The following is a 21,645-nucleotide window of genomic DNA, read 5'->3' as shown; positions in this document are numbered from 1 at the left end:
AGGACCTGGGAGAAGCTCCCCATCGTCCAGCGGTTGCCCATCCTGAAGTGACGGGACGGCGCACCCGGAGGGGCCCCGCTACGGCGGGGCCCCTCCGCGTTGTCCGATCCTTCTCGCCGACGGCACCGCGGCGGCGAACCTGTTGCCATCCGTCGCCGTCGATGGCAGAGTGTCGCTCATCCGAAGTGGATGAGCCACTGATCCAATCCGAGGACGGACGCCGTGACCACGAGCCCGATCGCCCACGACAGCCTCGTCGACGCCCTGGTCAACCGGCTCCGCGACGACGTGCTGGCGCGCCGGTACCCGGCCGGCAGCCGGCTCCCACCGGAGCGCGACCTGGCCGCGTCGTACGGCGTGACCCGCACCTCGCTCAAGCACGCGCTCGTGCGCCTCGCCCAGGCGGGGCTGGTGGAGACCCGGCACGGCGTCGGCACCGTGGTGCTGGACTACCGCCGGCACGGCGGACCCGACCTGCTTCCGATGCTGCTGACGCACGCGCTGGGCGATGGCGCGGACGACCGGTGGCTCACCGAGGTGTTCGAGGTACGCCAGGAGGTCGGCGCCGTCGTCGCGGCGCGCGCCGCCGCACACCGCAGCGCCGACCAGGCGGACGCGCTGCGGGCACAGATGGCGGCCGTGACCAGCGCGCGGGACGCAGACGCCGCCCAGCTCGCCGAGGCCGAGGTGCACCGGATGCTCGCGGCGGCGGCCGGCAACCGGGTGTACGAGCTACTCGTCAATTCCCTGCTGAAGGCCTACCTGGAGGTGCGGTCGCTGTTCCGGGCGCCCTTCGCGGACCCGGCGGTGGCGGGTGCCCGCCTGGCGCCGCTCGTCGACGCCGTCTGCGCCGGCGCCCCGGACGCCGCGCGGACCGCCGCCGAGGCGTACCTGGCGCGGACACGGGAGCTGATGCTCGGCCGGTGACCGACCGGGCCGCCGGCCGCACCACCGCACCTGCCCGACCGCCCGCTCGACCCGATCGCGAGGAGTGTGGGACATGGAGGATCTGCTGGCATCCCGGTGGCGTGGCCAGGCCGGCCGCAAGGAGGTCTGGTACACGACCATCACCGACCCGGCGACCGGGACCGGCGTCTGGCTGCACCACGAACTGGTCGCCCCCACCGACGGCGCCACCCCGTACGCGCACGGGCTCGTCGGCGTCTTCCCCCCGGACGGCCGGCCGGTGCTGCGCCACGTGCCGGCCGCGCCCTGGCGACCCGACGGCGCGGTCTTCGCCAGCGGCGACGTCCGGATGACCCGCGACCGGTTCACCGGCCAGGTCGAGGACGTCTCCTGGGACGTGTCCTGGCGGGACGGCGCCCCGCCGATCTACACGTTCCCCCGGTGGGCGTGGCACCGGGAAGTGCTTCCGGCGGCGCAGGTCGTGCCGGCGCCGAGGGCGCTGCACGACGGCGAGGTGCGCTACGGCGACCAGGTCGTACGCCTGACCGACGCCCCCGGTGCGACCGGCCGCATCTTCGGGCACGGCATGGCCCGCCGCTGGTCCTGGCTGCACGCCGACCTCGGCGGCGGCGACGTGCTGGAGATCGTGGCCGCGGTGGCCCGTCGCCGGGGCTGGCGGCACCTGCCCGTCCTGCCGTTCGTCCGGCTCCGCATCGACGGCGTGGACTGGCCGGGTGGTGACCCGCTGCTGGCCGCGCTGCGGTTTCGCGGGGTGCTCGCCCTCCCGGAGTGGCGGGTGCGCGGCCGGAGCGGGGACCGGCGGTTGTCGGTGACGGTCCGGCAGCCCGCGGACCGCACGCTCAGCGTGCCGTACACCGACCCGGACGGGTCGCGGTGCGTCTGCCACAACTCCGAGCGCGCCGACGCCGAGATCCTGCTGGAGACCCGTGCGGGTGGCGGCGACTGGCGACCCGAGCGCCGCTGGCACCTGCACGGTACGGCGCACGCCGAGGTCGGCCTGCGCTGAGCCGCCGACACCGCCGTCCGCCGCGTCTTCGCCGGTGGCCTGGCGACCGTCCACCCCTGGACGGAGGAGGTCGGCGGGGCGGTCACCGCCCACCCGCTGGGGAGCTGCCGGCTCGGCGACGACCCGGCGACCTCCGCGCTCACCCCCGACCACGTGCTACGCGGTCATCCCGATCTCTTCGTCACCGACGCCTCGGCGGTGCCGGCCGCGCTGACCGTCAACCCGTCGCTCACGATCGCCGCGCTCGCCGAACGGGCCAGCGAGGCGATCCTGGCGCGACTTGCCGCCCTGGGCGTGACGCCGCGCCGGGAGATCCCGCCGCCCGGGTGAGACGGGACGATACGCGACAAAGGAGTAGCAACCTCCCTGTACGGCGTGGCTGGATTCCGGTCAGCTCGGGCTCTTCGCGGCCGAACCGGCACGACGGCGGGCGTCGCGGAGGAAACCGTCGGAGCGGCGGCGGTTGGCGACGTCGCGGTCGAGGACGACCAGGCCGGTATCTCACCGGCGGTACTCGTCCAGACCTCGCCTTACCGTCCATACCTCGCGCTTTCTCCAATCGGCGCGCGCCCGCCGCACGTGCCGTTACCGTGCGTGACGTGACTCCCTTTCGCATTGTCGCCGTGACGTTGAGCGCCCTCCTCGTGTCGCCCGTCGGCGCGATCACGACCCGGACCCGGGCGATGGCCGCACCGCACCGGCCTTGCCCCACTGTGGAGTCACCGGGGCGCCCGCCCGCCACACCGTCACCGCCGCCGGTCGACCCGGCACACCGGGCGGTCGGCGGGGAAGGGCTGGCGACGGCGGGGCTCGCCGCACCCGGTGGTGCGCCGAGGCCGCCGGCCGTCACCGCCACCTCCTGGGTGGTGGCCGACCTGGACAGCGGCCGTGTCCTGGGTGGCTGCGGACCCCACGAGCACCGGACGCCGGCCAGCGTGCAGAAACTGCTGCTGGCCGCCGCCCTGATGCCCCGCCTCGACCCGGCTCAGGTGGTCGAGGTGAAGCGGGAGGACCTGCGCGACCTCGATCCGGAGAGCTCGCTCATGGGGGTGGTCCCGGGTGGCCGCTACTCGGTCGAGGACCTGTGGCTGGGCCTGCTCCTCGAATCCGGGAACGACGCGGCCAACGTGCTGGCCCGGCTCGGCGGCGGTGCCGCCGGGCGGCCCGGCGGGGTGCAGGCGATGAACGACGAGGCGCGCCGGCTGCGTGCGTACCAGACGCACGCCGCGACACCGTCCGGCCTGGACGGTCCCGGCCAGTACACCAGCGCGTACGACCTCGCGCTCATCACCCGGGCCGCCTTCGCGCGGGAGGACTTCCGGAGGTACATGGCGACCCGCACGGCAGAGGTGGCCGAACAGCGGGGGCGCGTCGCCTTCGGGATCAGGAACGACAACGCCCTCCTGGGCGCGTACCCCGGGATGCTCGGGGGCAAGACCGGCTTCACCGACCTGGCCCGGCAGACGTACGTCGGGGTGGCGGAACGCGACGGACGGCGGCTCGCCGTGACCCTGCTCGGCGCGGAGACCGCGCCGCTGGGCAGCCTGGGCGAGGCGACGGCGCTGCTCAACTGGGGATTCGGCCGCTCCCCCGACGAATCCGTCGGCCGTCTGGTCGCCCCGGAGGAGAAGAAGGGCAAGGACGACCGGGTCGTCATCGCGGCCGGAGACGGGCGTGGTGGAGCCGGCAACTCCTCGTCGCTGTCGTCGCCGCTCGCGCTCGGCCTCGGCGCCGCCATCCTCCTGAGCGTCGTGCTCGGGGCGACGTACCGGCGCCGGTCCGGCGGGCGGGACGGCTGACGTCCCGCTCGCCCCCTGGCCGCAGGTTTCTCCTCCTCACCCGCGTCCCAACGGACGTGGAGGACTAGGCTGGCCCCATCGTTGAAGGGCGAGGAGGGAGGCCGCCGTGAGCCAGACGGAGCGGACGGACGCCGTCGAGGACTGGAACGTGGCCGAGGACGACGGAGTCCTGGACGCCTCGGACACGCTGGACGACGACCGCGTCCGCGATCCCCTCGACACCGGCGTCATCGCCGCCGACCACTGGTCGGGGGCGAACCGGTACGGCACGACGCCCGCCGAGCAGCGGGCCGGCGAGTCGCTCGCGCAGTTGCTGGCCCAGGAGGAGCCGGACGTCGACCCGTACGCGGACGCGACCGACGACGAGGACGAGCTGGTGCGCCGGGGGTACGAGCGCGAGGCCCGCGCGGGACGCCTGGTCGCCTACGACGAGGGCTTCCGCGAGGACGACGAGGCCGAATCGGTCGCCTGGGACGCCGGGATCGACGCGGGCGCCGCCAGCGCCGAGGAGGCCGCGATGCACCTGGTCGCCGATCCCGACGGCCCGGGCGACGGCCCCCTGCGCTGACGCGCCCACCGACCCGGACGACACCGGCACGCCGACCGTGAGCCCGGGGACGGCACTGCCGGCGGGGCGACGCCCTCGTCGCCGCAGGTCACGTTCCGGCCCGGAACGCCCGCGGCCGGCACGGAGCCCGCCCGTGGTCCTACAGGTGGGGCAGCTCGACAGGCTCTGAGCTGAGACACGTCCTGCCTTCACGACGCCGGCCCTTCCGCGACGGCCACGGGTTCGCTGCGGGAGCCTGCCGGATGGTCACCCGCCTTTCACGGACCGTTCGGCTGGCCGTCGCGCGTACGCGGACGGCAGTGGTTTCCATCGACCCGTGACAACCTCCTCGACACGCCTGAAGGCCGCCGCGTTCGCCGCGACGGCGATCGTGCTCTTCTCGACCGGCCCGGCGGCCGCCGCGGACCGGACCGGCCACGACGGCGTACACCACGGCGCGCCCTGCGGGCCGGACGCCTCCCTGCTGGGCTTCTCGGACGGCCTCGACAAGGCAACCTTCCAGGACACCGCCGTGTCCGGCCTGTCCGCGCTGGCGCTGACCGGCCGGTCCGGCGCGCTGGCGCTCGTGGACAACATCGGTGCCACACCGGCCCGGGTGTACGACCTGGACCTGACCACGGACCGGCGCGGCGTCTCGGTGGGCGTGCGCGGCGTCACGGTGCTGAAGCGGCCGGACGGGACGCCCTACACCGGGGCGGACTTCGACGGTGAGGGTCTGGTCGCCGAACGCGGTGGCAGCATCCTGGCCGGTTCCGAGTCCGAGCCGTCGATCCGGCGGTTCCGGCTCGCCGACGGGCGGCAGACCGCGACGTTCGAGGTGCCGGCCCGGTTCCGGGTCGCGCCGGCCGGCCAGGCCGCGGCGAACCAGACCTTCGAGGCGCTCGCCGCCACGCCCGACCACCGGGTGCTCTACGCCGGCATGGAGGGGCCGCTGTCCGCGGACGGCCGCGACAGCCAGGGCCGCGGGCTGCAGCGCATCCTCCGGTACGACGGCCGCGAGGGCCGCACCTACACCCCGACCACGCAGTACGCGTACCGCACCGACCCGGGCCTCGGTCTGGTGGAGCTGGTGGCGCTGGGCGGTGACCAGTTGCTCGCCCTGGAGCGCGGCTTCACCGCCGGCGTCGGCAACACGGTACGGGTGTACCGGGTCTCCGCCACCGGCGTACCGGACGTGTCCGGTGTGGAGTCCCTGGCCACGCTGACCGATCCGCGTGCCTGGCTCGGCAAGCTGCTCCTCGTGGACGTCGTCGCCTGTCCGCCGTCCGGCGCCACAGCGAAGCAGCCGCAGCCGAACCCGTTGCTGGACAACATCGAGGGCATGGCGCTGGGCGGCCGGTTGCCCGGCGGGCGGCAGCTGCTCTATCTCCTCTCCGACGACAACGCCAACCCGGCGCAGACCACCCGGGTGTACGCGCTGAGCGTCGCGCTGCGGCCGGAGCCGGAACTCACCGGCCGGGCGCTGCTGTCCGCCACCGCGTACCAGCCGGGCCCGGTGTCCGGCACCCAGCTCGCACCGACGCCGGTGAACGGGGTCACGCCGCCGTTCCCGGGTCAGCCCATCCCCGGCTTCTCCGCGGTCATCCCGATGCGGGCCGGCGACCGCTCCGGCGACCGGCTGCTCGCCATGCCGGACAACGGCTTCGGCGCCAAGAACAACTCGGCCGACTTCCTGCTGCGGGCGTACGACATCGAGCCCCGGTACCGGACCGGCGAGGTGCTCGTACGCGGCGTCCTCAGCTTCCGCGACCCGGACCGGAAGGTGCCCTTCCCGATCGTCAACGACGACACCGCCGACCGGCTGCTGACCGGTGCCGACCTCGACATCGAGTCGCTCGCCCGGGACGCCCGCGGCGACCTGTGGATCGGTGACGAGTTCGGCCCGTACCTGATCCGCACCGACCGGACCGGCACGGTGCTCCAGGCGCCGATCCCGCTGCCGGACGGGGCCAAGTCGCCGCAGTCGCCGGACCTGGCGCCCGGCGAGACGCCGACCGTTCCGGCCAGCCGCGGCTTCGAGGCGATGGCGGCCAGCCGGGACGGGTGGACGCTCTACCCGATCCTCGAAGGGGCGAAGACCGACGACCCCGACCAGCGCCGCCGCGTCGTGTACGAGTTCGACGTCCGCGCCAACCGGTACACCGGCCGCACGTGGTCGTTCCGGGTGGACGATCCGTCCCTCGTCGTGGGCGACGCGGCGGTGCTCGACGGCCGGCGGCTGCTGCTCATCGAGCGGGACAACGCGATGGGTCCCCAGTCGCTGGTGAAGCGGCTGGTGGTCACCGACCTCGACGGCGCGGCGGCGGACGGGACGCTCCCCCGCCGTACCGCGGTGGACCTGATGCGGATCGCCGACCCCGACGGCGTCTCCACGCCGGCGCGGCCGGGCGAGTACGGCGTCGGACCGCTCTTCTCGTTCCCGCTCCAGTCCGTCGAGTCGGTGCTGCCGCTGGCCGGCGACCGGGTGCTCGTGGCCAACGACAACAACTTCCCGGGCAACGACGGCCGGATCCCCGGCCGCGCCGACGACACCGAGCTGATCGTCCTCGACGTTCCCGGCCTGCGGTAGCGGGGTTCTGCCGCCCACGGTCAGGGCGTCCTTCACGTCGTACCTGAAGGACGCCCTGATCTCCCGCCGTCCGGGGCCGGGCGCGCCGGCCTCGGTCAGGGCTCGCGGGGCACCGGCTGGGCCAGGGCCCCGATCTCCTTCGGCAGTTGCGCCATCGCGTCCTCGAACTCGTCGTGCCCGACCACGCGGTGCATGGTCTGCAGGACGGCCCGCGCGCCGCGCTCGGCGACGTCCTGCTCGACACCGGCACGGTCCGCCACCCGCCGCAGGAACTCGTCGTACCCGAACACCTCCGGCTCCTCGCTGCCCTTGACCAGGAGGTCGCGTAGCTCGTACGCGATGTGGTCGGCCAGGTCCGCGGCCTCGCCGCCGCTGATCCGCTCGGCGAGCGTCCGCAGCGTGGCCTCGGTCAGGGATTGCGCCGTGTCCGACGGAACGCCTGCCCGTGCGGCCACCTTCTCGAAGAACTGCAGCTCCGCCATGCCCCGTCCTTCCGTCTGGAACGCGGCTGGCTACCCGGAGCCACCGGCCACAAACGGCGGGGCGCTCTCCGGGTCAGGTCTGGCCCATCTCGGCGAGGATCCCGGTGCCCTGACCGAGCTCGATCAGGTAGCCGTCCGGATCCCGCAGGTAGCACCGGATCTCGACGCCGTGGTCCTTCGGCGCGGTCAGGAACTCCCCGCCCCGCGACCGCCACTGCTCGTAGACCGCGCGGACATCGGTGACCCGGATGTTCATCGCGCTGCTCAGGGTGTGCGAATCCGGCGGCGCCTGGGCTCGTACGTCCGGCTTGTCGTCGGTCGGCCCGCCCTCGTCGTTGATCACAATGTAGCTGTTGTGGAACCGCAGGATCGCCGGCCGGCGTTCCCGCACCACCGTCGCTCCCAGCACCCGCTGGTAGAACTCCCGTGACCGGTCCACGTCCCGCACGATCAGCAGATGCGTGAGCACCAGCCCGCCCTCGGGCTGGAAGTAGTCCGGCGCCTCGCTGGCCATCCGTCCCTCCCCGGTCCGGTCGGGCGTACCCGCCTGCGGCGCTCGCACACACCCTCACCGGGGAGGTCCGGCCGTCACAGGTTGTGACGGTCGTCGGCCGGCAGGCGCGGCGGCTGCGAGGGCTCCGGGGACTGGGTGGGCTGCCCCAGCTGCGCGACGTGGGTCGGGTCGAGGACCCGGGACAGGAAGGAGCGGGTCCGTTCGTGCCGCGGCGCGCCGAGCACCTCCTGCGGCGGCCCCTGCTCGACCACCACGCCGCCGTCCATGAACACGACGCGGTCGGCGACGTCCCGGGCGAACGCCATCTCGTGGGTGACCACCATCATCGTCATGCCGTCCTCGGCGAGCGTGCGCATGACGGTGAGCACGTCGCCGACGAGTTCCGGGTCGAGTGCGGAGGTCGGCTCGTCGAAGAGCATCAGCTTGGGCTCCATCGAGAGCGATCGGGCGATCGCCGCCCGCTGCTGCTGCCCGCCGGAGAGCTGCGCCGGGAACGCGCCGGCCTTGTCGGCCAGGCCGACCCGCTCCAGGTTGTCCCGCGCGATCCGCTCGGCCTCGGCGCGGCGGCGCCGCAGCACGCGGCGCTGGGCGATGGTGAGGTTGTCCAGCACGGTCAGGTGCGGGAAGAGGTTGAACGACTGGAAGACCATGCCGATGCCGCGGCGTACCGAGTCGATCTCGACGTCCGGGTCGGTCATCTCGGTCCCGTTCACCCAGATCTTGCCGGCGGTCGGCTCCTCCAGCAGGTTGACGCAGCGCAGCAGCGTCGACTTGCCGGAACCGGACGGCCCGATGACGCAGACCACCTCGCCGTGGCCGACCTCGAAGTCGATGCCCTTGAGCACTTCGAGCGGGCCGAAGGACTTGTGCAGGTCGCGGATCTCGACGGCGGGCCGGGACTGGGGAGTCGTCATGTGGATCACCGAGCCTTGGCGTAGCGGAGTTCGAGGCGCCGTACCACCTGGGACAGGGGCAGGGTGATGATCAGGTAGGTGAAGCCGGCCACCAGCAGCGGCGTGGCGTTCACCCGGTCGTTCAGCGTGTCCCGGCCGAACTTGGTCACCTCGATGGTCGACGCCGTCACGCCGAGCACGTAGGCGAGCGACGAGTCCTTGGTGAGCAGGATGAGTTCGTTCGTCAGCGGCGGGATCACGATCCGGAACGCCTGCGGGATGACGATGGTGCGCATCGCGGTGAAGTGCGACATGCCGAGGGTGCGCGCCGCCTCCATCTGCCCCTTCGGCACGGCCTGGATGCCAGCCCGGATGGTCTCCGCCATGTACGCCGCGGCGGTCAACCCGAGACCGATCGCGATCGAACCGAACACGCCGCCCGGGATCTCCCGCTCGGGGAAGGCGATGGGGATGCCGTACCCGACGAGGAAGAGCACCAGCAGCGCCGGCAGGCCCCGGAACAGCTCGATGTACGCGGTCGCCACCCAACGGTACGGAGCGACCCGGGACAGCCGCATCAGCGCGAGAAGGGTGCCGAACACCAGGCCGAAGGCGAACGCGCCCAGCGTGTAGAGGATCGTGTTCCGCAGCGCGACGGTGATGATCGTCGGGAACATCGACTCGATGATGTCGACGCGGAAGAACGCCTCTTTCAACCTGCCCCAGTCCGCGGCGTAGACCACCACGGCGATGACGGCGACGAAGGCCAGGTACTGGAGCCAGAGGGACAACCGCTCTCGCTGGCGGCGTCGCAGCTTCATCGTTCGATGCTCCTTGCCCAAGGGGGAGGGCGCGCGCCGGGCGCGCGCCCTCCTGCCAGACGGTTCGGTCAGTTGGCCGGCTGCTTGCCGATCCACTTCTCGTAGATCTTGTCGTAGCTGCCGTCCTGCTTGGCCTTGGTCAGCACCTCGTTGATCTTCTTGAGCAGCTCCGGGTTGCCGTCCTTCTTCACCGAGAAGCCGTACTGCTCGCCGGTGTCGAACTCCGCCGTCACCTCGAACCCGCCCGGGTTCTCCTTGATGTACTCGGTCCAGACCGGCAGGTCGTTGATGGCGGCCTCGACCTGGCCGTTGGCGAGGGCCTGCTGCAGGGCGGCGAGGTCCTCGAACTCGACGAGCTGGAGGCCCTTCTCCTGCTCGAACTTCTTGGCGTAGTCGCGGCCCGTGGTCGACGCCTGGATACCGAGCTTCTTGCCCCGGAGGTCGTCGAGCGACTTGTACGGCTTGCCGGTCTTGACGAGCATCGCCTGAGTCGCGTCGAAGTACGGGTCGGAGAAGTCCATCACCTTCTGGCGCTCCTCGGTGATGGTCATGCCGGCGGCGGCCGCGTCGCACTTGCCGGTGTTCAGGTCCTGGCCGGACTTGATCCCCTCGAACGGGGTGTCGACGATCGTCTGCTCGACGCCCAGCTCCTTGGCGACCAGGTCCATCACGTCGACGTCGAACCCGACCACCTTGCCGCTGGCGTCCTTGGACTGGAACGGCGCGTACGGCAGGTGGGTGCAGACGGTCAGCTTGCCCTTCTCGATGAGCCTGACACCGTTCGCCTGGACCTCGCTCTCGTCCTTCTTGGCGCAACCGGCGGCGCTCATGGCGAGCGCGGCGATCGCCACGACGAGTCCTGCCTTGCGGACCGAGCCCTGGAAAGTCACGCTGCGTCCCTCCGATTCAGCCCCCGTGTGACGGGCAGCCAGGTTGTGCACGTACGTGTGTGACAGCGGACGCTACCCGATCGGCGGAGCCGCACCAAGATCACGGCGGCCGTTTGGCCAGACCGTTAGCCGTTACACTCCGTGAACCGGGCGCACGGCACGTAACCGGACAGCCGGAGAAGGCCGGCAGGGGCGAGCGCGACCGGCCGGACCGGCGCATGTGAGGATGCGGCGCATGCGTGCGGTGATCTTCGACGAGTTCGGTGCCCGGCCCGAGGTCCACGACGTCCCGGACCCGGAGCCGCCGTCCGGGGGCGTGGTCATCCGGGTCGAGGCGACCGGTTTGTGCCGCAGCGACTGGCACGGCTGGCAGGGGCACGATCCCGACATCCGCCTGCCGCACGTCCCCGGCCACGAGTACGCGGGCGTCGTCGCGGCGGTCGGCGCCGGCGTACACGGGTGGCGGCCCGGCGACCGGGTCACCGTGCCCTTCGTTTGCGCCTGCGGGCGCTGCCCGGCGTGCCTGGCGGGCGACCAGCAGGTGTGCGAGCGGCAGACGCAGCCCGGGTTCACCCACTGGGGCTCGTTCGCCGAGTACGTGGCGGTGCGCGACGCCGACGTCAACCTGGTCCGCCTCCCGGACGAGCTGGACTACCCGGTCGCGGCGGCCCTCGGCTGCCGCTTCGCCACCGCGTTCCGGGCCGTGGTCGGCCAGGGACGGGTGGCCGCGGGCGAGTGGGTGGCGGTGCACGGCTGCGGTGGAGTCGGGCTCTCCGCGGTCATGATCGCGGCGGCGTGCGGCGCGCGGGCGGTGGCGGTCGACATCGCCCCCGGCGCGCTCGACCTGGCCCGGAGCTGCGGGGCCACGGTCTGCCTGGACGGCAGCGCCCTCACCGGGCCCGGCGCGGTGGCGGCGGCCGTACGCGAGGCGACCGGCGGCGGCGCCCACCTGTCGCTCGACGCGTTGGGCAGTCACGCCACCTGCACGGCCTCGATCGAGAGCCTGCGGCGGCGCGGACGGCACGTGCAGGTCGGGCTCCTCCCCGCCGCCCAGGGCCGCCCCGCCCTGCCCATGGAACTGGTGATCGCGTACGAGCTGGAGCTGCTGGGCAGCCACGGCATGGCCGCGCACGCCTACCCGGAGCTGCTCCGGCTGGTCACCGCGGGTGTCCTGCGCCCCGCCGACCTGATCACCCGCACCATCGGCCTCGCCGAGGCGCCCGACGCGCTGGCGACGATGGACCGGCCCAGCCCCGGTGGAATGTGCCTCATCGCCCCTCGCTGACAGCGCGTCCCGCCGGGGCGACCGGCACTGACAGGTGTCGGAGAAACAATCGAGATATTTAAACAGGTGCTGGATGACGGCTGCTCGCCCGGTCCGTAGCGTCGGTCGGCAACACCGCGCTGGGGCGTACGCCGGCACGGGCTGTTCCGGTGGTGGTGGCGCGGCGCCAGGAGACGCCGTGTCGGAACAGCGAAGGGAGCAGCGGTGGCTTCATCTCCCCCCGTCTCGCGCGCTCGGCGCAACGCCCGGTTGTTGTGTGCAAGCAGTATCGTCGTGTCGCTGACGTTGGCGGGCACGCCGGGTTGGGCGGCTCCGGAGGAGGGTCAGGCCGCGACGCCGAACCCCATCTTCCTGACCGGCCCGAACGAGGGCCGGCCGGACACCATCGCCATGACGTACCTGCGGGCGAACGCGGGCACGCACGGCGTCCACGCATCCGACCTGGGCGACCTCGCGGTCGCCTCCAGCTACACCAGCCGGCACAACGGTGTGACGCACGTGAACCTGTCGCAGCGGTACCGGCAGTTGGAGGTGTTCGGCGCCACGGCCACCGTCAACGTCGCCCGGGACGGCAGCGTCGTCTTCGTGGGCGCCACGTTGGTGTCCGGGCTGTCCGCCGGCACGTCGGCCACGGAGTCGGTCGACGCCGTCAAGGCCGTACGGGCGGCGGCGAAGGCGTTGAAACTCCCCGCTCCGCGCAGCCCCAAGGTGCTCAGCCGTGCCGCCGGTCCGGCGAAGCGCACGGTCGTCTCCGGCAGCGGCACCTCCGACCAGCCCATCCCCGCCAAACTGGGCTGGCAGCCCGGCGAGGACGGGTTGCGCCTGGCGTGGCAGGTGGTCATCGACGACTCCACCGACTCGCACCTGTGGAACGCGACGATCGACGCGCAGAGCGGTGCGCTGCTCGCCGTCGAGGACTGGACGACGCACGACGAGGTGGCCGACCTGTCGAGCACGTTGGGGCAGCACGTCGCGGGCCGCTCGCAGGTCTCCGGCGGGGCCGGCTCCCCCAACCCGGTGCAGGACGGGTCGAGCTACCAGGTGTTCGGCCTGCCGACCGAGAGCCCGAACGACGGGCCGCGCACGCTGGTGACGAACCCGGCGGACGGGACGGCGTCACCGCACGGCTGGCACGACACCGACGGGGCACCCGGCGCGGAGTTCACCATGACGCAGGGCGTCAACGTGCACGCCTACCAGGACCAGGACAACAACAACACGGCGGACCTCGGCAGCAGCCCGGACGGCGGAGCCGGGCTGACCTTCAACTTCCCGCTCGACCTCGGCGAGCACGCGCAGAACTACCGGGACGCGGCGACCGCGAACCTCTTCTACTGGAACAACATCGTCCACGACGTCACCCACCGGTACGGCTTCGACGAGGCGTCGGGCAACTTCCAGGCGAACAACTACGGCCGCGGCGGCGTGAGCGGGGACTACGTACGCGCCGAGGCGGCGGACGGCGGCGGCACGAACAACGCGAACTTCTCGACCCCGGCCGTCGACGGTGACCTCACTCCGCGGATGCAGATGTACCTGTGGCCCGGCAACCAGTTCGGTGCCCAGAACCAGGTCGTCGTGGACGGCGCCGGCTCGTTCGACGCGTCGTGGTCGCGGTTCACCCCGGCGCCCACGGTCGCCGGGCGCTCCGGCCGGTTCGTGTACGGCGGCACCGGCTGCGCCACCGGGACGTACCCCGAGAGCCGGCCGGCCACCGACTGGATCGCGGTGCTCGACGGTGGCACCGCCGCGTGCAGCTACCTGGTCCGCGCCCAGGTCGCCGAGTCCCTCGGGGCCGTCGCCGTGGTGATCGCGCACAACGCGGCCGGCACCGCGCCGGTCCTGACCGGGTCGATGGCCGGCGCACCGGTCACCATCCCGGCGGTCGCCGTGACCCAGGCCGACGGGGCCACCATCAAGACCGCCGTCGCCGACGGCACGGCGACGGGAACCCTCCGGAAGCACCCGAACCACCCCGGCATCCGGGACGGCGACCTCGACGCGGGGGTCGTCATCCACGAGTACGTCCACGGCATCTCCAACCGGCTCACCGGCGGACCGACGATCAACTGCCTCACCGGAGACGAGCGGATGGGTGAGGGCTGGAGCGACTACTTCGCCATCACGATGCTGATGGACCCGAGGTTCGACTCCGCGGAGGGCCGGCGCGGCATGGGCCCCTACGTCCTGTTCCAGGACGACCGGAGCGGCAACGGCATCCGGCCGCGGCCGTACTCACGCAACATGGACATCCAGCCGTTCACCTACGACAGCATCAAGACCGGCGGCTGGCTGAACGGCACCTCCCTGGCCATGCCGCACGGCGTCGGCCACGGCTGGGCGTCCGTGCTCTGGGACATGACGTGGGACCTCATCGACCGGCACGGGTACAACCCGAACATCTACGACGCCTGGAACACCGGCGGCAACAACCTCGCCATGCAGCTGGTCATGGACGGGTTGAAGTTCCAGGGCTGCGGCCCCGGCTTCGTCACCGGCCGCAACGCCATCATCGCCGCCGACGCGGCGCTGACCGGCGGCGCGAACGCCTGCACGCTCTGGGCCTCCTTCGCCCGCCGGGGCCTCGGCTACAGCGCGGTGCAGGGCACCACCAACCGCGACGACAACACCGAGGCCTTCGACACCCACCCCACCTGCCGCGGTGACTTCACCGGCCGGGCCGCGCAACCCGCCCTGAACACCGTCGACGCCGGTGACGCGATCCCGATGAGGTTCGACCTCGGCACCAACCGGGGCCTGGACATCCTCGCCAGCAACTCGCCGTACTCCCGGCTGGTCGACTGCGACACACTGAAGACGGTCAACCCGGACGGCGGCGTCACCCCCCGGCCCACGCCGGTCGCCGCCCAGACTCCCGGCGACGCGCAGTTGGCCGTCAACGCCAACGGCCAGTACCTCTACCCGTGGAAGACCGACCCCGCCTGGGCCGGCACCTGCCGCGAGTTCGTACTGACCCTCGACAACGGATTCCAGCACCGCGCCTACTTCAGGTTCATCGCGTAGGCGAGCAGTCGGAGGGAGCATCCCACCCGGGGATGCTCCCTCCGTCGTCCGCCGGCGACCGCCGCCACGGCGGCGCGGAGTCGGCGGCGCGGAGTTCACGCCGGCGTCTCGGACGCCGCCTCGATGATGCGCAGGTCGCGTTCGGCACCGTCGTCGAGCGCCCGCAGCGCCTCCTGGTAGGCGGGGCTGCGGTAGGCGGCGACGGCGGCCTCGACGCTGTCGAACTCGATCAGCGTCGTACGCTCCACGATCCCGGACTCGAACGCGTGAGCCGGCAGTCCGCGCGCCAGGAACCGGCCGCCCGCCGCGCGCATCGCCGGCCCGGCCAGCTCGACGTACGCGGCCAGCTTCTCCTGGTCGGTGATGGACCGGAAGGTGTTGATCCAGTAGGCCTTCGGCATCGTCTCTGTCCCGTTCCTTTCATCAAGCATGAGTGTGCACATGATGGGATGTCCTACCTTGCGGTGGGACGGTCCCGGTCTTGTCCGCGGTGGCGGTGCCGGGTAGACGTTTCACGGCCACCGGCCCCGCGGGCGGGGTTTTACGGTCGGCTCGGCGTCCGTTTAGCGTCTCCGGGCGCGCAGCGCCTCGTACACGGCACCGGCGATCAACGCCGCCCGCTCCGAGCCGTCCTGGTAGCCCTGAAGCGAGCCGGAGCCGGTCCGCGCCAGCAGGATGCCCGCAGCACCGCCTCCACGGCCCGGGTGTTGGGCTGGACGAAGGCGGCCAGGCTGTCGTAGAGGGCGGGGCTGTTGAACCATTCGTTGTGCGCCAGCACTCTGGACGGGGCGTTCAGCCTCAGCGTCTCGTCGCCTGCCTCGACGGTGAGGCGGTAGTCGGCCGGGAACGCCTCGTCGGTGCAGTACAGCAGCGCGCGGTCCGGGGTGACGTCGCGGAAGTCGTCCCAGCCGGTGCTCGCGCCGGGCCGCAGCGGCGCCGTGAGCGTACGCGTCCACGGCTCGGTGAGCGCGCCGTCGGGGCCACGCAGTTCCAGCGTCAGCGTCACGTCCACCAGCGGCACCGTGCCGCGGTTGACCAGCGTGAGGTGGCGGACCAGCGGCACCCGGTTGTGCACCAGGGCGGCGTTGATCGCCGGCTGCACGAGCAACGCGACGGAAAGCTGGTCGTCGTCGGCGGTGAACTGCGCGAAGACGCTGTCGGACATGGGCGTTACCCCAGGTGGCGAGGCCAGGAATGGCCAGCCTAGCGGTCACCGGACCGGTGGACGGGGCCCCGGCCGTACGCCGTTCTCGGTCGTCGTACGCCTCGGGCAGGATGTGCGGCATGACGACGATCATCGACAAGGTCGCCTGGATCCGGTTGGAGAAAGGGACGATCCTCAGTTCCCGCTCCCGCGGCAAGGGCGTCTACTACCTCCCCGGCGGGGAAGCGCGAACCGGGCGAGAGCGACCTCGACACCCTCACCCGCGAGATCCGCGAGGAATTGAGTGTCGGCATCGTCGTCGACAGCGCCGAACGCCTCGGGACCTTCCAGGCTCAGGCGCACGGGCACCCGGACGGCACGATCGTGCGGATGACCTGTTACACGGCCAACTACCGAGGCGCCCTGCGGCCGGACAGCGAGATCGAGGAGATCGCCTGGCTCACCTACCGCGACCGCGACCGCGTCTCCCCGGTCGACCAGCTCATCTTCGACCATCTCCACGAGTCGGCCCGGCTCAGCTGAACGCCGGGCCACGCGGTTCGCGCATCAGCGGATGCGGCCACCGACGAACGCGCCCATGACAGCCCGTTCAGGGAGTAGGCGCCGGCGGTGACGCGGTCGGCGAGCCGGTATCCGTGTCACCGGTCGGCTCCGGCGTCGGTTCGACCGTCGTCGCGGTGGGCGCCGCGGAGGTGCGGACCGTGGCCGACGGCGTGGCACCGGGTCCGGCGCTCGACGGTCCCGAGGCAGGTTCGGAGCCGCGGACAGCGGGCGTGGTGGTGAGGTCGGGATCCGGCCGTGCGCTCCGCACCCCGCTCGGAGCGTTCCCAGGGTCACCCCCGCCCGAGTCCGGCTTAGGCGTGACCGCGGAGGGCGATGGCACGTCGGACGGACCAGGTGACCATCCGGTTCGATCAGCGAGCACCGCGGCAGCCGCTGCGGTGGCCAGAAGGGCGAGCGCCGCGACGGTGATCCCACGCCGCGCTCCGGCTCCTTGGCCGGGCCGGCGAGCCGCTTCCGGTGACCGGGTCGCGGCACCGGCGGGTTCCGGCGCGGCGGGAGCCACCGCGGCGAGCGCGGGGGCCGTCGGCGAAGCGGGCGAGCCGGAGGCTGCCTCTGCGGTGTCGGCCATGGCTGCGGCGGTCGGGAAACGATGATCCGGGTCCTTGGCCATCGCCGTGGCGACAAGGTCGCGCACGGCAGCCGGGACATGGTCCGGCAGCGGGGGCGGCTCCTCGTCGAGGCGGCGCAGGGCCACGGCGACCGGGTTCTCGCCCGGGAACGGCGGATGGCCGGCGAGGCAGTGATAGGCCACCGCGCCCAGGGCATAGATGTCGGCGGCTGGAGTGATCGCATTCCGGGACAGTTGCTCCGGCGCCATATACAGGGCGGTGCCCACAACCTGGTTCGCCGCCGTCAGACTCGTCGCTTCCGGCGAGTGGGCGATTCCGAAGTCGACGAGAACGACGTGTCCATCCGGCTCGATGATCAGGTTGCCCGGCTTCACGTCCCGATGGACCACGCCGACGTCGTGGGCAGCCTGCAGGGCACGGGCGGTCTGCGCCACGATCGACAGCGTCTCGGCGGTGCCCAGCCGACCGAGCTCAGCGATGCGCTCCGACAACGGCTGGCCCTGCACGTACGCCATCACGATGTAGGCGAGCCCGGACGTGCCGGGCAGGGGCGCTTCGCCGTAGTCGTAGACCTCCGCGACATTCGGATGCCGCAACGCGGCCATGGCCCGCGCCTCTCGCCGGAAACGCTCACCGGCGCTGGCCTCCTCGATGAACCGCGTATGCAACATCTTGACGGCGACGGTCCGGTTCAGCGTCGCGTCGACAGCTCGCCACACCTCGCCCATGCCGCCGGCAGCGATCCGATCGGCCAGGCGATAGCGGTCTCCGATGAGGTCCCCCACGTCCGGCATGCGACTCCCGTACCCCCGGCGCCGGTTTCCTACGCGTGGGCAGGTAGGCGGGGCCGCTGGACGCGGCCCGCCTCCGGATCGTTGTGCCTAGTGACACTCGCGCAGACCGCCGGCCCGGCTGATCGTCTGCGAACCGACGTTGCCGGCGCTGTCCAGGGCGGTGGTGCGCAGCGTGACGAAGGCACCAGTGCCCGGGGGGCGTGGTCAGCCGACCCGTAGCTCGGCCGCCGTGCTGCCGGTCCGCTGACGGAGCAGGACCCGCAGCGTGTGGGCGTGCTCGTACCCGACCCTGCGGGCGATCGCGTCCAGCGACAGGTCCGTGGTCCGCAGCAGGTGGGTCGCCTGTTCGACCCGGAGGTCCTGGATGAAGCGCACCGGGGAGACGCCGAGGTTGCGCCGCACGACGCGCTGCAGGGTGCGTTCGCTGACACCCAGGGCGCCGGCGGCGTGCGGGATGCTGATCGGCTCCGGCAGGTGCATCCGGGCCCAGCGCTCGAACGCGGCGACAGTCGGATCGCTCTGGGCGAGCGCGCTGGGGATCGTGTACGCCGACTGGGACGGGCGTTCGTCGACCACGAGGTACCGCGCGACGAGGTCGGCCAGCGTCGGGCTGCTCATCCGGACCACCGCCAGCGCGAGGTCGACGTGCCCGAAGGCGGCTCCGGCGGTCAGCACGCCGTCGGACATGCTGACCATTCGCGACTCGTCGAGGGTAACCGCCGGATAGCGCTTCCGGAAGACCGGCGCGAGCCACCAGCTCGTGGTGGCCCGCCGCCCGTCGAGCACCCCCGACTCGGCGAGCAGGAACGTTCCCGTACAGGCCGAGGCGACCGGAACGTCCCGGCCGCGTACCTCGGCCACCAGTCGGCGTACGGCCGCCGAGTCCGGCCCCGACACGTGCGCGAGGAGCGCCTCGGGCCGACGCTCGGCGAGTGCCGGCACGAGCAGCAGATCCGCGCCCCGGGCCTCGGCGATCGGCACCGTGGAGATCACATGCCCGGCTCCGGTGCGTACCCGGCGGCGGAAGCCGACCGTGCTGACCTCCCAGGCCGGCGGGGGCTGCGGGATCTCCCCGCGCATGGCGTTCGCCCCGTCGAGCACGTCGAGCAGGGCCGAGATGCCAGAGTCGAACACCCCGTCGTACGCCAGGACCGCCAGCTTCATGGCGGGAACCGTATCAGAGCTGTCGTTTCCGACACTGGGGGTGAGCTGCGCGCCTGACTAGCTTTGCTGGCGTCCCCGCTGACCGGGACATCACGACGAAGCATTCGGAGGGACCTGCCATGACGATCGGACTGCTCGCCCGGATCGAGGCCAAGCCCGAGTACGCCGACGAGGTCGAGACCCTGCTGCGCGACGCGCTGCAACTCGCGCGAGAGGAGGACCACACGGTCACCTGGTTCGCGTTCCGGCTCGACGCCACCACCTTCGGGGTCTTCGACACGTTCGCCGACGAGCAGGGCCGCACCCGCCACCTGCAGGGCCGGATCGCGGCCGCGCTGACCGAGGCGGCCGGCACCATGCTCACCTCGCCGCCGGACATCCGCCCAGTGGACGTCCTGGCGGCCAAGCTTCCCTGATCCCAGTCCGCTTCCCTGATCCGCCGCGGCCGGCGGCAGCACAGGCAAGGAGAGACACATGGCAACCCCCTTGGCGCGCTCACGGGTCCACACCTGGCTGCCGCCGGTCACCCACGCGGAGGTCGCGGGCCGCTCCGGCATCGAGGCGCTTCGCCTCATCCTGTCGGGGGACCTCCCCGCCGCGCCCATCAGCGGAACGCTCGGGTTCCAGCTCACCGAGGTCGCCGAGGGGCGGGCCGTCTTCGAGGGCGAACCCGGCGAGCACCTGCTCAACCCGATGGGCACGGTCCACGGAGGCTTCCTGGCCACCCTGCTCGACTCGGCGCTGGGCAGCGCGGTGTTGACCGTGCTGGCCCCCGGCCGTACCTACACCACCGTGCAACTCGGCGTACACCTGGTGCGGCCGGTGCTTCCCGACACCGCGACCCTTCGCTGCGAGGCCACGGCCGTGCACGTCGGTCGCTCCACCGCGACGGCGCAGGGCCGCGTCGTGGACGCGGCGGACGGCAGACTGTACGCGCACGGCACGGCGACCTGCGCGGTACTGACGCTGCCGGCGGGAAGCTGAGGAGCCGAGCCATGGCAACCACCGTCGTAAACCTGAAGGGCCACCGCGACGACCCGGCGTACGCCGATGTGGTCTACGTCGGTCGTGCCATGAATCGTGGTGGCTGGCGATTGCCGGCCTCCCCGCTGGCCAGCCCGTACCGCCCCGGCCCCGACGGCACTCGGGACGAAGTCGTCGAGAAGTACCGGACGTACCTGCTCAGTCGCCCCGACCTCCTCGCCCTCCTCCCCGACCTGCGCGGACGCCGCCTGGGCTGTTGGTGCGTGCCCGAGCGCTGTCACGCCGAGGTGATCGCGGAACTCGCCGACTCACCGCCGACTGCTGCCTAATCGACGCGGTCCGCTCGGGGCGCGGTGTGGAGATGGAGGAAGTCCGTAACCCCGATCAATCCGAGTCGGCTTGGTTTCCTACCGGTTCCCGGTGAGTTCGGCGAAATCAACAGCGCCGACAAGTTCGGCGAGTGCGGGTTCGGCCGCAAGGTTGAGCGGTTGAAGTTCGCCGGTACGAGCCCGCGGGTTGAGCAGCAGCTCATTGCTGGCGTCGTTAACGATGGCTGCTGCGTCGGCCGAATCCCACCGCACACCGGCCAGAGCGTCGCGGTCGAGCTTGGCGGCGAGCAGACAGGACACGCGAGGTCGGCCGTAGCTGTCCACGCCGTCGTGTCGCATTACCGCCACTCGGGCGGAGCGGAGACCGGGTGCCACGGCGAAGGCTTCCCGGATCGTGACGAGGACCTGACCGCACACGAACTGCTTGTAGTAGTCAGCACGGCCACGCTGGGGAAGTTTGCGCAACGACAGGTTGCCGGCCTGGGTCGTGGTGGGCATGCGTTCGGGTACGACATCGTCGATGGCGGGCACGAGTACCGCGAGGGAAACCTCGCCGCCGGCAACGCCGACTGCCGCACTCGCGGCCTCGTTGTCTTCGAACGCCTCCTCCAGGGTCTCCAGGACCACCTCGGGATCGTTGGCGCACAGTTGCTGCCAGCGCTGGTCGAGGTACTGCTGCCAGGCTGCCTGCTGCTCGCACCGGGTGGTCCACTGCCGCCGTATCTCGTCCTCCGCCCACTGGGCGGCCTGCTGTTTCGCCTGTGCCCGTCTGGCGCGCTCGAAGATGCCGATGCCGGCGAGGGCGTGCTGCTCGTAGTGCCGGTAGATGCTGGCGCGATCGGGGGCCGCTGGCTGGGGCGCGATCGGTCGGGTGGCGGCGGGGAAGTCCACCCGGTGCAGCTCAAGGATGCGCAGGAAAGTCTGCGCCAGGTGTCGCGCCTCCTCGGCACGCTGTGCCTGCGCCGCCTGGCGCTGCTGCGCGGCAACCTGCCGCTGGTACGCCGCTGCCGACGGAAGGCGGCCACTGGAGCTGCCGCGCCGACCGCCCCCGAGGGAGGTGTAGAAACCCACCGGTCCGACCCCGCTGGAGATTCCGGTGCGGCCACCGCCGAAGTGGACTCGGGCTGCCCGCGGACCGATGCTGGTGCGGATACCGCGCGACGACGCGCGGATGCGTACGCCAGGCGCCAGTTTGATGGAGAACCCCATCTTCCGACCGTAAGCTTCGGAACCTCTGCCGCTTCTCAGCCTGGCGCGGTACATCGGCCGAACGAACGGATAGTTGCCGTCGTCGAAAG

Annotated in this window: 21 protein-coding genes and 1 pseudogene; 12 read left to right on the top strand and 10 right to left on the bottom strand. The window is 72.1% G+C overall.

What is annotated here, in order from left to right:
* Positions 1-222: 222 nt before the first annotated feature.
* From HCJ94_RS03350 to HCJ94_RS03325, 6 genes are all read left to right on the top strand, one after another.
* A complete protein-coding gene (locus HCJ94_RS03350; protein ID WP_205800534.1) occupies positions 223-927 on the top strand; it encodes a FadR/GntR family transcriptional regulator in 705 nt (234 codons plus the stop codon).
* Positions 928-1,000: 73 nt separating this feature from the next.
* Positions 1,001-1,933 (top strand): tocopherol cyclase family protein, encoded by a 933-nt coding sequence (locus HCJ94_RS03345; protein WP_167999439.1) that lies wholly within the window; start codon positions 1,001-1,003, stop codon positions 1,931-1,933.
* 39 nt (positions 1,934-1,972) lie between these two features.
* Entirely contained in the window at positions 1,973-2,263 is a 291-nt protein-coding gene (locus HCJ94_RS03340) for a GMC oxidoreductase (protein WP_167999471.1), read from the top strand.
* A gap of 269 nt (positions 2,264-2,532) precedes the next feature.
* Complete coding sequence (locus tag HCJ94_RS03335; RefSeq protein ID WP_373684180.1) at positions 2,533-3,732, top strand: D-alanyl-D-alanine carboxypeptidase family protein; 1,200 nt, start codon at positions 2,533-2,535, stop codon at positions 3,730-3,732.
* Between the two features lie 106 nt (positions 3,733-3,838).
* Positions 3,839-4,300 carry a DUF5709 domain-containing protein gene (locus HCJ94_RS03330; RefSeq protein WP_167999438.1) on the top strand — a complete coding sequence of 154 codons (462 nt, stop codon included), beginning with the start codon at positions 3,839-3,841 and terminating at the stop codon, positions 4,298-4,300.
* 316 nt (positions 4,301-4,616) lie between these two features.
* Positions 4,617-6,869, top strand: coding sequence for an esterase-like activity of phytase family protein (locus HCJ94_RS03325; RefSeq protein ID WP_309227125.1), 2,253 nt, complete (start codon positions 4,617-4,619; stop codon positions 6,867-6,869).
* 95 nt (positions 6,870-6,964) lie between these two features.
* Here HCJ94_RS03325 and HCJ94_RS03320 read toward each other — a convergent pair whose 3' ends face one another.
* The 5 genes from HCJ94_RS03320 to HCJ94_RS03300 form a co-directional block, all read right to left on the bottom strand.
* Complete coding sequence (locus HCJ94_RS03320) at positions 6,965-7,351, bottom strand: DUF2267 domain-containing protein (protein ID WP_167999437.1); 387 nt, start codon at positions 7,349-7,351, stop codon at positions 6,965-6,967.
* 73 nt (positions 7,352-7,424) lie between these two features.
* Positions 7,425-7,865 (bottom strand): VOC family protein, encoded by a 441-nt coding sequence (locus HCJ94_RS03315; RefSeq protein WP_167999436.1) that lies wholly within the window; start codon positions 7,863-7,865, stop codon positions 7,425-7,427.
* Between the two features lie 74 nt (positions 7,866-7,939).
* Positions 7,940-8,779, bottom strand: coding sequence for an amino acid ABC transporter ATP-binding protein (locus HCJ94_RS03310; protein ID WP_167999435.1), 840 nt, complete (start codon positions 8,777-8,779; stop codon positions 7,940-7,942).
* Positions 8,780-8,784: 5 nt separating this feature from the next.
* Positions 8,785-9,579, bottom strand: a complete 795-nt coding sequence (locus HCJ94_RS03305) for an amino acid ABC transporter permease (protein ID WP_167999434.1) — start codon at positions 9,577-9,579, stop codon at positions 8,785-8,787.
* Positions 9,580-9,647: 68 nt separating this feature from the next.
* A complete protein-coding gene (locus tag HCJ94_RS03300; protein ID WP_309227124.1) occupies positions 9,648-10,469 on the bottom strand; it encodes a basic amino acid ABC transporter substrate-binding protein in 822 nt (273 codons plus the stop codon).
* Between the two features lie 235 nt (positions 10,470-10,704).
* Here HCJ94_RS03300 and HCJ94_RS03295 point away from each other — a divergent pair, with 235 nt between their 5' ends.
* Both HCJ94_RS03295 and HCJ94_RS03290 read left to right on the top strand, forming a co-directional pair.
* Entirely contained in the window at positions 10,705-11,754 is a 1,050-nt protein-coding gene (locus tag HCJ94_RS03295) for a zinc-dependent alcohol dehydrogenase family protein (RefSeq protein ID WP_167999433.1), read from the top strand.
* A gap of 273 nt (positions 11,755-12,027) precedes the next feature.
* Positions 12,028-14,778: a M36 family metallopeptidase gene (locus HCJ94_RS03290; RefSeq protein WP_309227123.1), complete on the top strand. Its 2,751-nt coding sequence runs from the start codon at positions 12,028-12,030 to the stop codon at positions 14,776-14,778.
* A 95-nt stretch (positions 14,779-14,873) separates the two neighbouring features.
* Here the strand turns inward: HCJ94_RS03290 and HCJ94_RS03285 are convergent, their stop codons facing one another.
* Both HCJ94_RS03285 and HCJ94_RS03280 read right to left on the bottom strand, forming a co-directional pair.
* On the bottom strand, positions 14,874-15,179 hold the full coding sequence (locus HCJ94_RS03285; RefSeq protein ID WP_167999432.1) for a DUF1330 domain-containing protein: 306 nt from the start codon (positions 15,177-15,179) through the stop codon (positions 14,874-14,876).
* Between the two features lie 206 nt (positions 15,180-15,385).
* Entirely contained in the window at positions 15,386-15,943 is a 558-nt protein-coding gene (locus tag HCJ94_RS03280) for a hypothetical protein (protein ID WP_167999431.1), read from the bottom strand.
* 119 nt (positions 15,944-16,062) lie between these two features.
* Between HCJ94_RS03280 and HCJ94_RS03275 the strand changes: the two are divergent.
* Positions 16,063-16,465: pseudogene (locus HCJ94_RS03275) on the top strand (NUDIX hydrolase).
* Positions 16,466-16,532: 67 nt separating this feature from the next.
* On the opposite strand, the gene HCJ94_RS03270 reads toward HCJ94_RS03275, so the two are convergent.
* Both HCJ94_RS03270 and HCJ94_RS03265 read right to left on the bottom strand, forming a co-directional pair.
* Entirely contained in the window at positions 16,533-17,861 is a 1,329-nt protein-coding gene (locus tag HCJ94_RS03270; RefSeq protein ID WP_444939639.1) for a serine/threonine-protein kinase, read from the bottom strand.
* 213 nt (positions 17,862-18,074) lie between these two features.
* A complete protein-coding gene (locus tag HCJ94_RS03265; RefSeq protein ID WP_167999429.1) occupies positions 18,075-19,034 on the bottom strand; it encodes a GlxA family transcriptional regulator in 960 nt (319 codons plus the stop codon).
* A 119-nt stretch (positions 19,035-19,153) separates the two neighbouring features.
* On the opposite strand from HCJ94_RS03265, the gene HCJ94_RS03260 reads away from it, so the two are divergent.
* Genes HCJ94_RS03260 through HCJ94_RS03250 form a run of 3 tightly spaced genes read left to right on the top strand, consistent with a single transcriptional unit; the run spans position 19,154 to position 20,347 of the window.
* Positions 19,154-19,450 carry a putative quinol monooxygenase gene (locus HCJ94_RS03260; RefSeq protein WP_167999428.1) on the top strand — a complete coding sequence of 99 codons (297 nt, stop codon included), beginning with the start codon at positions 19,154-19,156 and terminating at the stop codon, positions 19,448-19,450.
* Between the two features lie 58 nt (positions 19,451-19,508).
* Positions 19,509-20,018, top strand: coding sequence for a PaaI family thioesterase (locus tag HCJ94_RS03255; RefSeq protein WP_167999427.1), 510 nt, complete (start codon positions 19,509-19,511; stop codon positions 20,016-20,018).
* Positions 20,019-20,029: 11 nt separating this feature from the next.
* A complete protein-coding gene (locus HCJ94_RS03250) occupies positions 20,030-20,347 on the top strand; it encodes a DUF4326 domain-containing protein (RefSeq protein WP_167999426.1) in 318 nt (105 codons plus the stop codon).
* 78 nt (positions 20,348-20,425) lie between these two features.
* Here the strand turns inward: HCJ94_RS03250 and HCJ94_RS03245 are convergent, their stop codons facing one another.
* Entirely contained in the window at positions 20,426-21,556 is a 1,131-nt protein-coding gene (locus tag HCJ94_RS03245; RefSeq protein WP_167999425.1) for a DUF4236 domain-containing protein, read from the bottom strand.
* Positions 21,557-21,645: the final 89 nt, after the last annotated feature.

Source organism: Micromonospora thermarum (assembly GCF_012034245.1).
In the GTDB taxonomy this organism is placed as follows: domain Bacteria; phylum Actinomycetota; class Actinomycetes; order Mycobacteriales; family Micromonosporaceae; genus Micromonospora; species Micromonospora thermarum.
The sequence above is the reverse complement of the archived record's forward strand: the minus strand, read 5'-3'. Positions and strand labels throughout refer to the sequence as shown.

Excerpts from the sequence above, each read along its gene's own strand:
- HCJ94_RS03345 (WP_167999439.1), top strand. The coding sequence starts at position 1,001 with ATGGAGGATCTGCTGGCATCCCGGTGGCGTGGCCAGGCCGGCCGCAAG.
- HCJ94_RS03320 (WP_167999437.1), bottom strand. The coding sequence starts at position 7,351 with ATGGCGGAGCTGCAGTTCTTCGAGAAGGTGGCCGCACGGGCAGGCGTT.
- HCJ94_RS03315 (WP_167999436.1), bottom strand. The coding sequence starts at position 7,865 with ATGGCCAGCGAGGCGCCGGACTACTTCCAGCCCGAGGGCGGGCTGGTG.
- HCJ94_RS03310 (WP_167999435.1), bottom strand. The coding sequence starts at position 8,779 with ATGACGACTCCCCAGTCCCGGCCCGCCGTCGAGATCCGCGACCTGCAC.
- HCJ94_RS03305 (WP_167999434.1), bottom strand. The coding sequence starts at position 9,579 with ATGAAGCTGCGACGCCGCCAGCGAGAGCGGTTGTCCCTCTGGCTCCAG.
- HCJ94_RS03295 (WP_167999433.1), top strand. The coding sequence starts at position 10,705 with ATGCGTGCGGTGATCTTCGACGAGTTCGGTGCCCGGCCCGAGGTCCAC.
- HCJ94_RS03285 (WP_167999432.1), bottom strand. The coding sequence starts at position 15,179 with ATGCCGAAGGCCTACTGGATCAACACCTTCCGGTCCATCACCGACCAG.
- HCJ94_RS03280 (WP_167999431.1), bottom strand. The coding sequence starts at position 15,943 with ATGTCCGACAGCGTCTTCGCGCAGTTCACCGCCGACGACGACCAGCTT.
- HCJ94_RS03265 (WP_167999429.1), bottom strand. The coding sequence starts at position 19,034 with ATGAAGCTGGCGGTCCTGGCGTACGACGGGGTGTTCGACTCTGGCATC.
- HCJ94_RS03260 (WP_167999428.1), top strand. The coding sequence starts at position 19,154 with ATGACGATCGGACTGCTCGCCCGGATCGAGGCCAAGCCCGAGTACGCC.
- HCJ94_RS03255 (WP_167999427.1), top strand. The coding sequence starts at position 19,509 with ATGGCAACCCCCTTGGCGCGCTCACGGGTCCACACCTGGCTGCCGCCG.
- HCJ94_RS03250 (WP_167999426.1), top strand. The coding sequence starts at position 20,030 with ATGGCAACCACCGTCGTAAACCTGAAGGGCCACCGCGACGACCCGGCG.
- HCJ94_RS03245 (WP_167999425.1), bottom strand. The coding sequence starts at position 21,556 with ATGGGGTTCTCCATCAAACTGGCGCCTGGCGTACGCATCCGCGCGTCG.